The sequence below is a fragment of the Marinobacter mangrovi genome, assembly GCF_016798325.1.
Lineage (GTDB): Bacteria > Pseudomonadota > Gammaproteobacteria > Pseudomonadales > Oleiphilaceae > Marinobacter_A > Marinobacter_A mangrovi.
On sequence record NZ_JAERVO010000004.1, the window covers coordinates 58,005 to 71,677 of the forward strand.

12 protein-coding genes are annotated in these 13,673 nt (G+C 63.8%); 8 read left to right on the top strand and 4 right to left on the bottom strand.

The genetic code is table 11. The features are described 5' to 3' along the window. Nucleotides 1-12: 12 nt before the first annotated feature. Nucleotides 13-1,848: a dihydroxy-acid dehydratase gene (gene ilvD, locus JL474_RS13260; RefSeq protein ID WP_203142436.1), complete on the bottom strand. Its 1,836-nt coding sequence runs from the start codon at nt 1,846-1,848 to the stop codon at nt 13-15. Nucleotides 1,849-2,060: 212 nt separating this feature from the next. On the opposite strand from ilvD, the gene JL474_RS13265 reads away from it, so the two are divergent. Further along, the gene (locus tag JL474_RS13265) at nt 2,061-3,314 is read left to right on the top strand and encodes an HDOD domain-containing protein (RefSeq protein ID WP_203142437.1); all 1,254 of its coding nucleotides are present in this window, start codon (nt 2,061-2,063) and stop codon (nt 3,312-3,314) included. 31 nt (nt 3,315-3,345) lie between these two features. Further along, the gene (locus JL474_RS13270) at nt 3,346-3,918 is read left to right on the top strand and encodes an LON peptidase substrate-binding domain-containing protein (protein WP_203142438.1); all 573 of its coding nucleotides are present in this window, start codon (nt 3,346-3,348) and stop codon (nt 3,916-3,918) included. Between the two features lie 11 nt (nt 3,919-3,929). On the opposite strand, the gene JL474_RS13275 is transcribed toward JL474_RS13270, so the two are convergent. The 3 genes from JL474_RS13275 to JL474_RS13285 are packed head-to-tail and all read right to left on the bottom strand — an operon-like array spanning nt 3,930 to nt 7,382. Further along, nucleotides 3,930-5,375: a bifunctional DedA family/phosphatase PAP2 family protein gene (locus tag JL474_RS13275; protein ID WP_203142439.1), complete on the bottom strand. Its 1,446-nt coding sequence runs from the start codon at nt 5,373-5,375 to the stop codon at nt 3,930-3,932. Beyond that, nucleotides 5,372-6,370, bottom strand: coding sequence for a GGDEF domain-containing protein (locus JL474_RS13280; RefSeq protein WP_123636041.1), 999 nt, complete (start codon nt 6,368-6,370; stop codon nt 5,372-5,374). The genes JL474_RS13275 and JL474_RS13280 overlap by 4 nt, the downstream gene beginning before the upstream one ends. After that, the gene (locus JL474_RS13285; protein WP_203142440.1) at nt 6,363-7,382 is read right to left on the bottom strand and encodes a GGDEF domain-containing protein; all 1,020 of its coding nucleotides are present in this window, start codon (nt 7,380-7,382) and stop codon (nt 6,363-6,365) included. Before JL474_RS13285 ends, JL474_RS13280 begins: the two co-directional genes overlap by 8 nt. 307 nt (nt 7,383-7,689) lie before the next feature. Here JL474_RS13285 and JL474_RS13290 point away from each other — a divergent pair, with 307 nt between their 5' ends. From JL474_RS13290 to rodA, 6 genes are all read left to right on the top strand, one after another. Continuing rightward, the gene (locus JL474_RS13290; protein ID WP_203142441.1) at nt 7,690-8,946 is read left to right on the top strand and encodes a glutamate-5-semialdehyde dehydrogenase; all 1,257 of its coding nucleotides are present in this window, start codon (nt 7,690-7,692) and stop codon (nt 8,944-8,946) included. A 22-nt stretch (nt 8,947-8,968) separates the two neighbouring features. After that, nucleotides 8,969-9,625, top strand: a complete 657-nt coding sequence (nadD, locus tag JL474_RS13295; RefSeq protein ID WP_123636044.1) for a nicotinate-nucleotide adenylyltransferase — start codon at nt 8,969-8,971, stop codon at nt 9,623-9,625. Between the two features lie 144 nt (nt 9,626-9,769). Beyond that, nucleotides 9,770-10,120 carry a ribosome silencing factor gene (rsfS, locus tag JL474_RS13300; protein WP_123636045.1) on the top strand — a complete coding sequence of 117 codons (351 nt, stop codon included), beginning with the start codon at nt 9,770-9,772 and terminating at the stop codon, nt 10,118-10,120. 2 nt (nt 10,121-10,122) lie between these two features. Then, nucleotides 10,123-10,593 carry a 23S rRNA (pseudouridine(1915)-N(3))-methyltransferase RlmH gene (rlmH, locus tag JL474_RS13305; RefSeq protein WP_123636046.1) on the top strand — a complete coding sequence of 157 codons (471 nt, stop codon included), beginning with the start codon at nt 10,123-10,125 and terminating at the stop codon, nt 10,591-10,593. A gap of 9 nt (nt 10,594-10,602) precedes the next feature. After that, a complete protein-coding gene (mrdA, locus tag JL474_RS13310) occupies nt 10,603-12,510 on the top strand; it encodes a penicillin-binding protein 2 (protein ID WP_203142442.1) in 1,908 nt (635 codons plus the stop codon). Next, nucleotides 12,503-13,645, top strand: coding sequence for a rod shape-determining protein RodA (gene rodA / locus JL474_RS13315; protein WP_203142443.1), 1,143 nt, complete (start codon nt 12,503-12,505; stop codon nt 13,643-13,645). The genes mrdA and rodA overlap by 8 nt, the downstream gene beginning before the upstream one ends. The last annotated feature ends 28 nt before the right edge of the window (nt 13,646-13,673 follow it).

Sequence of the window (13,673 nt, forward strand, 5' to 3'; positions counted from 1 at the left end):
GTCATTGATGGATCAGTCCAGTTTTTCCAGATCCCGGACGCCACCCTTATCAGCGCTGGTGGCCAGCAGGGCATAGGCTTTCAGGGCTGCAGACACCTTGCGGGTGCGCGGCGCTTCCGGTTTCCAGCCCATCTCATCGCGGGCAGCCCGTCGCTGGTCCAGTTCTGCCTGATCCACCATCACGTTGATGCTGCGCTCGGGGATGTTGATCAGGATGGTATCGCCGTTCTCGATCAGCCCGATGGCGCCACCTGCCGCCGCTTCCGGCGAAGCGTGGCCGATGGACAGGCCGGAGGTGCCACCGGAGAAGCGGCCATCGGTGAGCAGCGCGCACTCTTTGCCCAGCCCCTTGGATTTCAGATAGCTGGTCGGGTAAAGCATTTCCTGCATGCCTGGGCCGCCCTTGGGGCCTTCGTAGCGAATGATGACCACATCGCCCGCTTTGACCTCGTCGTTGAGGATGCCGGCGACGGCACTGTCCTGGCTTTCGAAGACGCGGGCCCGGCCCTCGAACACGTAGATGCTCTCGTCCACGCCGGCGGTTTTCACCACGCAACCGTCCAGGGCGATGTTGCCATAGAGGATGGCCAGGCCACCTTCGCTGGAGTAGGCGTTGTCCAGCGAGCGGATGCAGCCGTTTTCCCGGTCACCGTCCAGTGACGGCCAGCGGGTGCTCTGGCTGAAGGCCTGCTGGGTGGGAATGCCGGCCGGTCCGGCCTTGAAGAATTCCACCACGGCCTCGGAGGGCTGGCGCATGATGTCCCAGTCGTTCAGGGCATCGGCGAGCGTCGGGCTGTGGACGGTCGGGATGTCCGTCTTGATCAGGCCGGCCCGGTCCAGTTCACCGAGGATGCCCATGATGCCGCCGGCCCGATGCACGTCTTCCATATGGTACTTGGGCGAGTTCGGGGCGACCTTGCACAGCTGCGGCACCTTGCGCGACAGCTGGTCGATTTCCGCCAGGGTGAACGGCACCTGACCTTCCTGGGCCGCGGCCAGCAGGTGAAGGATGGTGTTGGTGGAGCCGCCCATGGCGATGTCCAGGGTCATGGCGTTGTAGAACGCGTCCATGGAAGCGATGCTCAGCGGCAACACGCTGGCGTCGTCCTGCTCGTAGTAACGACGGGCGTTCTCGACGATCTGGCGGCCGGCCTTGAGGAACAGCTGCTCCCGATCGGCGTGGGTGGCCAGCATGGAGCCGTTCCCCGGCAGCGACAGGCCAATGGCCTCGGTCAGGCAGTTCATGGAGTTGGCGGTGAACATCCCGGAGCAGGAACCACAGGTGGGGCAGGCGCTGCGCTCGTATTCCTCGACCTGCTCGTCGGTGGCGTTGGGGTCGGCGGCAATGACCATGGCGTCCACCAGGTCCAGCTTGTGCTCGGACAGCTTGGTCTTGCCGGCCTCCATCGGGCCGCCGGAGACGAAGATGGTCGGGATGTTCAGGCGCATGGCGGCCATCAGCATGCCCGGCGTGATCTTGTCGCAGTTGGAGATGCACACCAGCGCGTCGGCGCAGTGGGCGTTCACCATGTATTCCACCGAATCGGCGATGATTTCCCGGGACGGCAGGGAGTACAGCATGCCGTCGTGCCCCATGGCGATCCCGTCGTCCACCGCAATCGTATTGAATTCCTTGGCAACGCCGCCGGCCGCCTCGATTTCGCGACAGACCAGTTGCCCCAGGTCCTTGAGGTGGACGTGGCCGGGCACGAACTGGGTGAAGGAGTTGGCGACCGCAATGATCGGCTTGCCGAAGTCATCGTTCTTCATCCCGGTGGCACGCCAGAGGGCGCGGGCACCGGCCATGTTGCGACCTGCGGTGGAGGTCTTGGAGCGGTACTGGGGCATGGTTTTCTCTCGTTGTGGCGGGAGGGGCATCCGGTCGCGGAGGGACCCTCTGTTTCGGAAAAAACAGAGAATAACAGAAGTTAGGTCGCTACGGGCATGATGCTTGACGATGGTCGTGCTGGCCCATCTGGTTACAATTGGTCACAATGACCTGTGACAGGCTCGTCACTTTACCGGTGGCGCAGTCTCCAAATGTTGGGGAGAGATAGTGGATGTCTGCTCGGGAACCTTTACCCATTCGCCGGCTGCGCGAGTTCCAGCCGCTTGATCGACTGACCGATGAACAACTGATCCTGTTGGCCACCCGGGCTGAAACCCGGCGTCTCGGCCCGGGGCAGCGGTTACTGGAGCGGGGCTCCCGGGACGGTCAGGAGTATTTCCTGATCGATGGCGAGGTCGAATTGGAGGCTGTGGACGGCCGCACGACGGCCATCGCGGCCGGCAGCCCGACCGGAAAAAATCCCATTGCCCGGTTGCAGCCGCGCATGTACACCGTGACGGCCTCGGTGCCCAGCCAATTCCTGGTGGTGGAGCAGGACACGCTCAACCAGTTGCTGCGGGCAGCACCGGTCAGCGATGACGGCGTTTCCGAGATGGCCGATGACAGCGGGGACGATGAGGCGCATGACCTATTGATGGAGTTCTACGCCGATCTCCGGGCCAACAAGCTGACATTGCCCAGCGTGCCGGATGTGGCCTGGAAGGTTCGACGCGCCACGGAGCGGGACGAGTCCACCGCCGAAGACATCGCCCGCGTGATTACGGTGGATCCCTCGATTTCCGCCAAACTGGTACGCGCCTGCAACAGCCCGCTGTATCGGGGCTTCAACGATGTCCGCACCGTACGCGAGGCAGTGGTTCGCCTGGGGACCCGGACTACCCGTCAACTGGTGACGGTGTTCTCCATGCGGGAAGTGTTCAAAACCCAGCGCAAAGAACTGCAGACAGCGATGGAGCAACTTTGGCGGCACTCCCGGGAGGTCGCCGCGCTGTGCTGGGTGCTGGCGGATGCGGTCACCAGCCTGGATCCGGAAGAAGCCCTGCTGGCGGGACTGCTGCACGACATCGGCGCAATTCCCGTCATCGTCCACGCTGAGCACCACGTCAATGTGTTCGCCGATCCCAAGCTACTGGAGCAGGTCGTCGGCGAACTCAAGGCCGACACCGGGGCCGCGGTGCTGGAGCGCTGGGAATTTCCGGAGAGCTTTGTTACGGCCGCTCGCCATGCGGAAGACTGGGCCTATCAGCCGGCGCAGGAAGAGCCTCAACTTGTCGATGTGGTGATACTGGCTAAACTCCATGCCATGATCCGTGAACGTCAGGGCAAGACGCTTCCCCGATTCGAGACGGTGCCTGCCTATACGCGGCTCGGCGAGCTCAAGTTGAGCGCCTCCCGCAGCCTGGAAATTCTCAATATGGCGCAGGCGCGCATCGACGAAGTGCAGAAGCTGCTGTCGATTCACTGACTGTCGACGACCAACCGAGGCCGACCGGTTCATGCACATCCCGCTGTTTCCACTTAATTCCATCATCCTGCCCGGGGGGCGGATCCCCCTGCAGCTGTTCGAGCCGCGTTACATCGATATGCTGACCCGTTGTCTGAAGGACGACGGCGGATTTGTGATCGTCCTGCTGCGGGAGGGCGAGGAAACCGACACCCTGGCCAGGTTCTACGATTTCGGCACCCGGGTGCGGATTGTCGATTTCCAGCAGCTGGAAAACGGTCTGCTGGGGATCACCGTGGAAGGCGACGCCAAGGTGGCCGTGCTCGATCACTGGCAGGCGCCGGATGGCCTGCATATGGGGCAGGTGGAATTGCTGGAGGAAGAGAGCGATCTGGCCGTGCCGGACGACCAGGCCGAGCTGGCGGTGGTGCTCAAGGCGCTGTTGCGACATCCCGTGGTGCGGGACCTGGGCATGACCGTGGACTTCGACAGTGCCCGCGAGGTGGGCTGGCGCCTGGCCGAGCTGCTGCCCATCGAAAAGAGCGATAAGCAGCGCCTGTTGGAGATGCAGGATCCGCTGGACCGGCTCGACCGCCTCTACAGCCTGCTCCAGGCCATGGAGTAGCCGGAGGCGCTTCAGTTTATCGGCGTGTAACGCCAGATCCCCGCCGGCAGCGCCAGCCAGACATAACACGCGGCCGTCACGGCCATCGCCGCCAGGGTGCCCAACGTCAGCGCATTCTGGCTCAGGCGGTGGCGATCGTAGCGGCTGTAGCTCACCCGCGTCAGCCCGCAGATGCTGAGTCCCAGCAACAGACCGCCCACCACATCCGTAAACCAGTGCACGCCGAGATACAGGCGGCTGACCGCGATCAACAGCATTGGCAGACCAAAGACACCGTACACCACCCAGCGTTGCCGGCGTGGCCACTCGTGGGCGACAAAGCTGGCGGCCAGGCCGATCATGGTGGCGACGCCGGCCGCATGGCCACTGGGGTAGGCAAAGGAGGCCGGTGGCACGCTGACTTCGTCAGGTCTGGGCACGGCGAAGCCGGCTTTCAGCAAGGTGGTGGCCAGCGTGACCATGACGCCGGCTGCAATCAGGTGCAGGGCGGCGGCCGGCATGCCGCGTAGCAGGAAGAAGGTGATGGCGATCAGGCTCAGCAGGGTGAGCAGCGCGGGATCCCCCAGCAGGGTCAGCGTCACCGCCACCGGATCGAACAGCGGATTGCGCAAGGGCGCAAAAAAGGCCGCCGTTGCCTGGTCCAGTGGCGACAGCATGTGGGTTTCCAGGCACAGCAGCGACCAGAGGGCGAACAGCGAAAGGCTGCCAACGGTCAGCATGATCGAGGCCAGCGGAAACTCGGGGCCTTGAGGCCGGTCGCTGGAGAGTGCCTGCCAGATGCGGTCGGCGACGGGATGGTTCCGGGCCAGTGTCTGCGTACGCCGGTACAGGTAGCCGTCGCTGCCCAGCCCTATCTGCAGGCGGAAGATGAACAGATAGATGAGCGCCAGCAGCCCCAGGCTCAGGGCCATGACCGGGTAGAAGTGTGGCGGCAGCGTGAGGTCCAGGGCCATGGCGCTGCCCACCAGGTAGCCGGGAATGACATAGACCGGCGCCCAGCCCAGTGCCGACACCACATTGAAGGCCACGAAACGCTGTGCGGGCATATGAAAGGCCCCGGCGATCAGCGGCAGGATCGGTCGCAGAGGGCCGACGAAACGGCCGATCACGATGCTTTTGCCGCCGTGCTGATGAAAGAAGCGGGCACCCCGCTCAATCATGTTCGGATAACGGGAAAACGGCCACAGTCGGTCCAGCCGACCCTGGAACTGCCGGCCCAGCCAGAAACTGGCGCCATCGCCGGCCACCGCACCGGCGGCGGCCCAGGCCAGGGCCTCGATCAGCGGCATGTTCACCTGGCCGGCGAGGGTGGACACCGCAAACAGAATAGCCACGCCGGGTACCACGACGCCGGCGATGGCCAGTGATTCCACGAAGGCGGTGGCAAAGATGGCGCCGGAGAGCCAGCCCGGGTGCTCACCAAGCCAGGCAATCAGGTGGTGGAGGGTGTCCATCATGCGGCGTTGGGGTGCCCCGCCAGGAACCAGGCCCGGTCCGTGCCCCGTTGCTGGGCCTGTTGCAGGGCTTCACCGGCGCGATCCCGCAGGTGGTCGCTGGTGGTGTCGCTGGCGGCCCAGGCGGTGCAGCCCAGGCTGACGGTCAGGCGTCCCACCACGGGCCATTCGGCCTCACCCAATGTACGGCGAACCCGTTCCGCCATCACCCGGACGCCTTCTTCCGGCGTGAAAGGCAACACCAGGAAGAAGTCGCCATCGCCCAGTGCGTACAGCGTATCGCCGGCCCGGATGACGCCGAACAGGGTCTGGGTCACTTCCCGCATGAGCAGGGCCATACGGTCCTGGCCGTGCAGGTCGTTGACCTCGTCCAGATGATCCATGTGCAGCCGGATCACCGACAGCGGATTACCCGTGGCCCGGGCCCGGCTGATTTCCTTCTGCAGGGTTTCGTCCAGGAAGCGTGCGTTGTGCGCGCCGGTCTGTGTGTCGGTAATGGCCAGATCCTCGGCCGACTGGGCCATATTGGAATAATGCCAACTGTAGAACACGCCGGTGCCGAACAGCAGCAACAGACCGCCCAGCGTCACAATGGCCTGGGTGGGGTCGGTCGCCATGAACAGCCAGATGGCCACGCAGGCAATCAGCGCCAGCGTCATGGCCAGCGCCGTGCGCAGCGGCAGGATCAGCAGGTTGAGCAGAACCAGCGCCAGGGTCCAGTGGGACACATCGGGCTGTGAGCTGGCGAAGACAGCCAGCACCGCGAGCAGATTCATGACGGCCAGCAGGAGGGTATGGCCCGGCGCCATCAGCTGACGTCGCCGCATGACCCACGTGTAGGCGACGCCGGCCGCAGCGCCAAGACCCAGTGCCACGGCGAGGTAGAACAGATCGTAGAAACCGTAGCGCAGATTCTGTGCGGCCAGGGCGATCATGAACAGCAGCGTCAGGCTGTAAGCCAGGCCGTGGGTGAGGGTGCGCAGCCGGGTCTCAGTCATGGGAGGTGGCCTCCGTCCCGGATGCGCCCGTACCGTCAGCACCGGACCAGGCGCTGAACGACTGGGTGCGGTTACCGCCCTGTTGCTGAGCCCGCTGCAGGGCCCGGCCTGCGCTTTGCTGCAGGCTGTCAGCATCGTCACCGATGTTGAGTCCGGCGACACCGGCGCTGACGGTCAGGGTCAGGTCATGGGACGCCAGCAGGCTGCCCAGCCCCTGGCGGATGACTTCGGCGCGGCGGGTGGCTTCGGTGGTGTTGATGCCCGGCAGGATGGCCAGGAACTGAAGGTCCGCCACCCGATAATAGCTGTCGAAATCCCGCAGCTGTGAATGCAGGTAGCGACCGATGCGCGGCAGGATGGCGCGAATGTCGTCTTCCGGCAGGGGCTCGCCCCGATGGATGTCCAGGCCAATCAGCAGGACGGCCATTTCGATCCCTTCCCGTTCACTGCGCTGGATTTCCTTGTGCAGGTCGGCGGACAGGTAGTCGCGGCTGGCGGCCTGGGTCAGTTCATCGGTACGCCGAAGCGGCGCCAGCTGCCGGCTCTTGTATTCCCGCAGGAACACGAACACGGCCGACAACAGGATGGCGAGCAGGGCGCAGGCAACAAACTGGTGACGGTCGGGGCCAAGGGCCGGGTCCAGGCCGGCTATGATCACCAGCGCCAGATAGGGCATTACCAGCAAAACGGCCCAGCCGAGGGACCAGAGTGCAAAAGTGGCCAGTGGATACACATAACTCCACTGGGACAGGCCGGGCGCGTTGGCGAGAATGGCCGGCGTCAGTGCCGTGAGGAACAGCAGGTTGGAGACGCGGGCGATGGCCAGGGGCAGCGTGCTGTCTTTGGCGATGCCGGCGCGATAGCGGGTCCAGACCATGACCGCGCAAATGGCGCTGGTCACGGCGGCCGCATAGGCGGCCTGCCACAGGGTGAACGCGGCAAGCAGCACCAAGGCAGCGGCGGCGAACCGGGCAAAGCGGCTCAACAAAAAAGTCTCTGCCACATTAGGCATTCGAGGTCTCCATGACGACATTTCCCGCAGGGAGCATTCCTGACTGCGGCAGACAGGCGGAAATGTACCGTAATTCCTTGGATCCGGCCTGTCATCATGGGACTGGAAGGCCACCGGTGACTTAAACCGAATCGATCGCCCGCGTATAATAACGTCTATGCGTGTATCCTGACATCCGGAGAGCCGTCGATTGGCTCCCACGAATGCAGATCGTCGTGTCGATACCTTATAAATTAGCAAACGCGCCTCCGATTCACGCCAGAATCTGAGACGCCTGAAAGCAATTCAGCAGATGGTAGGACCCTTGATGGATATTTCGGCTTACATGGCAGACGTTGGCCAGAAGGCGCGTGAAGCGGCAACCGCCGTGGCGCGCTCCAGCACAGCGGAACGTAATGACGCGCTGCTGGCTATGGCGGACGCACTCGATGCCTCCCGTGACGCCCTGACGGACGCAAACCGTCAGGACCTGGACGCCGGCCGTGAGAATGGACTGGAGCCAGCCATGCTCGATCGCCTGGAGCTGACGCCGGCACGCATCGATACCATGATCGAGGGTCTGCGTCAGGTGGCGTCCTTGCCGGATCCGATCGGGGAGATCACCGGCATGAGCTACCGGCCGTCCGGCATCCAGGTGGGCAAGATGCGGGTGCCGCTGGGTGTGATCGGCATCATCTATGAATCCCGGCCCAATGTGACCGTGGAAGCGGCCAGCCTGTGCCTGAAGTCCGGCAACGCGACGGTTCTGCGCGGCGGCTCCGAATCGCTGCATTCCAACCAGGCGATTGCCGCCTGCATCGCCGAGGGGCTGCGCCAGGTCGGGCTGCCGGAAGAGGCTGTCCAGGTCATCAAGACCCGGGATCGCGAGGCTGTGGGCAAACTGATTACCATGCCTGAATACGTGGACGTGATCGTCCCCCGGGGCGGCAAGGGGCTGATCGAACGCATCAGCCGGGATGCCAGGGTGCCGGTGATCAAGCACCTGGACGGCGTCTGCCACGTCTATATCGACAGTCATGCCGATCCGGAGAAGGCCCTGGCCATCGCCGTCAACGCCAAGACCCAGCGCTATGGCACCTGCAACACCATGGAAACCCTGCTGGTGGATGCGGAGATCGCGGCCGACATCCTGCCGCTGCTGGCCAGCGCCTTTGAGGAGAAGGGCGTGGAACTGCGCGGCTGCGAGCGGACCCGGGACGTCCTGGCCCACGTCACCAGCGCCACAGAAGACGACTGGCACGCCGAATACTTGGCGCCGGTGCTGGCGATTCGCGTGGTGGACGGGCTGGACGCGGCGATTGCCCACATCAATCGCTACAGCTCCCAGCACACCGACGCCATCGTGACCGAAAACTACAGCCGTGCCCGCCGCTTCCTGACCGAAGTGGATTCCAGCTCGGTGATGGTGAACGCCTCCACGCGGTTTGCCGACGGCTTCGAGTACGGCCTGGGCGCAGAGATCGGAATCTCCACCGACAAGCTGCACGCCCGCGGCCCGGTCGGTCTGGAAGGGCTGACCTCGCAGAAATACGTGGTGTTCGGCGACGGCCACATCCGTTCCTGAACGGGTGGGGCCTGAGCAGTCTATGAAAGTCATTCTTGGCGGAACGTTCGACCCCATCCATCACGCTCACCTGCGCACGGCCGTCGAACTGAGGGAGGTCCTCGGTATCGACACCGTGACGCTGGTGCCGTGCCATCTGCCGCCGCATCGGGATGAGCCGGGTGCGTCACCCGAGTTGCGTCTGCGGATGCTCTACAGCGCCATTGCCGGTGAGGCGGGGCTGGCGGTGGATGAGCGGGAACTGACCCGTAACACGCCGTCCTACACCGTCGATACTCTCGAAGAATTGCGCCAGGAGCGAGGGCCGCAAGAGCCTCTGGCGATGGTCGTTGGTACCGACAGCTTCGCATCGATCGATCGCTGGGACCGCTGGCAGCGCCTGCTGGAACTGGCCCACATCATCGTGGTGGAGCGGCCGGGCTATACCATCCCGGCCGAAAGCGCGGCCGGGCAACTGCTGGCGGACAACGCCGACACCGATGTGACCTCACTGAAGCAGGCGCCATCGGGCCGGGTCTGGTCCGTGTCGCTGCCGCTGCTGGACATTTCCGCCACCGGCGTGCGCCAGGCGGTGCGGGACGGGCGCTCGATCCGCTATCTGGCGCCGGATCCGGTGTGCGACATCATCGCGGAATCCGGCCTTTATCGTGATGAGTCAGGGCCGTCATTCCGGGCTTGACCGGAACTGGTCGAATCGTGACCTGTCCCGGGATTTTGGTGGTACAATGCCCGCTTCATTGTCGCTGCCCGGGGCAGCGCATCAACCGTTGGGGCCGGACCGGCTCCGGCACGCCAGGTGGAGACACCGTCGAACAGGGTAATTATGCAGGCTGAGCAACTGAGAGATACGGTCGTAAACGCACTTGAGGAGGTTAAGGCGCAGGACATCAGTGTGATTGATGTCCGGGACAGAACCAGCGTCACGGATTACATGGTCATCGCATCGGGGACGTCCAGCCGGCATGTCCGCTCGCTGGCCGAGTCGGTGATTACCGAGGTCAAGTCCCAGGGTGTTCGTTCGGCCAATGTGGAAGGTGGTGAGAACAGCGACTGGCTGCTGGTGGACATGGGCGATGTCGTCGTGCATGTCATGATGCCGGCCACCCGCGAATTCTACGATCTGGAACGCCTCTGGCGCGATGCGCCCAACCTGGGTGCGGCTGGTAGCGAATAATCATGCGGTTGAAACTGGTCTGTGTTGGCCAGAAGATGCCCGGCTGGGTTGAGGACGGCTACCAGGAGTACGCGCGGCGCTTCCCGCCCGACCTGCCCCTGGAGCTGGCGGAAACGCCACTCGCCCAGCGCGGCAAGAATCCCGATATCCCCCGGTTGATGCAAAAGGAAGGCGAGGCCCAGTTGGCGGCCATCGGCCGCAGTGATCGGGTCATTGCGCTGGAGGTGGGTGGCAAGGCCTGGTCCACGGAAAAGCTGGCGAGTCAGTTGGAAGCTTGGCAAATGGACGGCCGGGACGTCAGCTTCCTGGTCGGCGGGCCGGATGGCCTGTCGCCGGAATGCCGGGCCCGGGCGGACCAGCTCTGGTCCCTGTCGCCACTGACGCTGCCCCATCCGCTGGTTCGCATCCTGGTGGCCGAGCAGCTGTATCGCGCCTGGTCCATTACCCGTAATCATCCATATCACCGCGCATAGGACGGTTTAATGCCCTGGGGCGAATTCAAGGATACCGCAGCCGAACGTCGCCTGTTCCAGCGTCGTGTGCTGGTTGCCCTGGTGATCATGCTGACCATGATCGGCATCCTGGTGACGCGGTTGTATTACCTGCAGATTCTCAATCATGAGAACTTCACCACGCTGTCGGAAAAAAACCGGGTCCAGGTGCAGCCCATCGCACCGCCGCGGGGCCTGATCTACGACCGTAACGACGTCCTGCTGGCGGAAAACCGGCCGGTGTTCAGTGTCACCGTGGTTCCGGAACGGGTACCGGACATGGACAAGACGCTGGCCCAGCTGCGCCAGATCCTGGATATCAGCGACGAAGACCTGGAACGCTTCCAACGCCGGCTGGAGGAATATCGTCGGCCCTATTCGCCGGTATCCCTCAGTTCGGACCTGAATGAAAAGCAGATCGCCCGCATGGCCGTACACCGCTACGAACTGCCGGGCGTCGAAGTTGAAGCCGAACTGGTTCGCTACTATCCCTACAGTGAAATCACCTCCCACGCCCTGGGTTACGTCGGGCGCATCAACCAGGACGAGCTGCGCCGTCTGGATCCCATCGAATATGCGGGCACCAACTACGTCGGCAAGTCCGGGGTGGAGCGTTTCTACGAGAAGGCGCTGCACGGCAAGGTGGGTTATCAGCACGTCGAAACCAATGCCCGTGGTCGTACCCTGCGCGTCCTGGAAAAAGAAAACCCGGTCCCGGGTGATGACCTGCGCCTGCAGCTGGATATCCGCCTGCAACAGAAAGCGTATGATCTCCTCCGGGGGCGGCGCGGGGCCATCGTGGCCATCGAGCCGAAGACCGGCGGTATCCTGGCCCTGGCCAGCGTCCCGGGCTTTGACGCCAACCTCTTTGTGACCGGCATCAGTGTCGACGCCTACAAGGCGCTCAGTGAATCGCCGGACAAGCCGCTCTTCAACCGCGCCCTGCGCGGCCAGTACCCGCCGGGCTCCACCATCAAGCCGATGATGGCCGTGGCGGGACTGGACAGCGACAACACCACGCGCGACCGCACGATCTGGGATCCCGGCTACTACCAGATCGACGGCAAGGGCCGCCGGTACCGGGACTGGAAGTGGGGCGGTCACGGCTGGGTCAATCTCGATGAGGCGATCGCTCAGTCCTGCGACACCTATTTCTACGACCTGGGCGAGCGCATGGGCGTGGATACAATGAGCAAGTACCTCGACCAGTTCGGTTTCGGCAAGGTAACGGCATTGGATGTCAGCGGTGCCCAGCCAGGCCTGCTGCCGACCCGGGAATGGAAGCGCGGCGTCAAGAACCAGCCGTGGTATCCCGGTGACTCGGTCAACATGAGTATCGGCCAGGGTTACCTGCTGACCACACCGCTGCAGCTGGCGACGGCCACGGCCGTGCTGGCGAACCATGGTCGCTGGCATGCGCCGCGCATGCTCAAGGAAGCCATCGGTGCCGAATCGACTGAGCATGTTATGCCCGAGGACACGCACCCGGACCTGGTCCTCAAACGCGATGCGGACTGGGGCTACGTCGCCGACGCGATGCACTCGGTGGTGCAGGGGGCGCACGGCACGGCTCGGCGTTCCGGCCGGGGGGCACCCTATGACTTTGCCGGCAAGACCGGCACCGCCCAGGTCTTCAGTCTGGCGGAAAACGAACAGTACGATGCCGACGAGATCCGTGAACGCCTGCGCGACCACGCCCTGTTTATCGCCTTTGCGCCGCTGAAGGACCCCAAGATCGCGGTTGCGGTGATCGTCGAGAACGGCGGTGGCGGCAGCAGTACGGCGGCGCCGCTGGCCCGCAAGATGATTGATGCCTGGTTGCTGGACATGAACGCCGGTGAACCGGAAAAACCCGTAGTCGCCGACAAGGCCAAGGCAGGGGATACCAACGATGGCTGATCGCGATTTCGTCCGGCACATGTCCGGCCCGAGCCTCCATGCGCCACAGGGCTTCCTGGCCAAGATCCACCTGGATCCGATTCTGCTCGTCCTCCTGCTGATCCTGCTGGTTGGAGGTCTGTTCGTACTGTACAGCGGCGGTGACAGCAGCATCGCCATTGTCGAGTCCCAGATTGCCCGTATCGGCGTGGCGCTGGTGGTGATGTTCGTGTTTGCGCAACTGGACCCGTCCGTTTACCGGCGCTGGGCGCCGTGGCTCTATGGGCTGGGGCTGATCGCCCTGATTGCCGTGCTGCTGGTCGGTATCGGGGCCAAGGGCGCACAGCGCTGGCTGGCGTTGCCGGGACTGCCGCGATTCCAGCCCTCGGAGTTCATGAAGCTGGCGGTACCGATCATGACCGCCTGGTACCTCTCCCGGCATTTCCTGCCGCCTCGTCTGTCGCGGGTGGCCATCGCACTGGTGATCGTGTTCCTGCCGATGATCCTGATCGTCAAACAGCCCGATCTCGGGACCGCGCTGCTGGTCGGCCTGGCGGGCCTGTTTGTGGTGTTCTTTGCCGGCATGAGCTGGAAGCTGCTGGGTGCCTTCTTCGGCATGGCCGGCGTGGCCGCGCCGGTGATGTGGTTCTTCGTGATGCGGGACTACCAGAAACAGCGGGTGCTGACCTTGCTGGACCCGGAGAGTGATCCGCTGGGCGCGGGCTGGAACATCATCCAGTCGAAGACAGCAATCGGCTCCGGCGGCCTGATGGGCAAGGGCTGGCTGCAGGGGACGCAGTCCCACCTGGATTTCCTGCCGGAAAGCCACACCGACTTTATCGTTGCGGTACTGGCGGAAGAGTTCGGCTTTATCGGGGTTACGCTGCTGATCACCCTGTATTTCCTGATCATCGCGCGCTGCCTCTATATTGCGGTCAATGCCCAGGATTCCTTTGGCCGTCTGGTGGCGGGGGCGCTCACCATGACGTTCTTCATCTATGTGTTCGTTAACATCGGCATGGTCAGCGGCATCCTGCCGATCGTCGGTGTGCCGCTGCCCATGGTGAGCTACGGAGGCACGTCCATCGTGACGCTGATGGCGGCCTTCGGCGTGATGATGTCGATCCACACGCACCGGCGGATGATATCGGCGTGAGCGACGTTACCTTTTGGTCATAACGGGA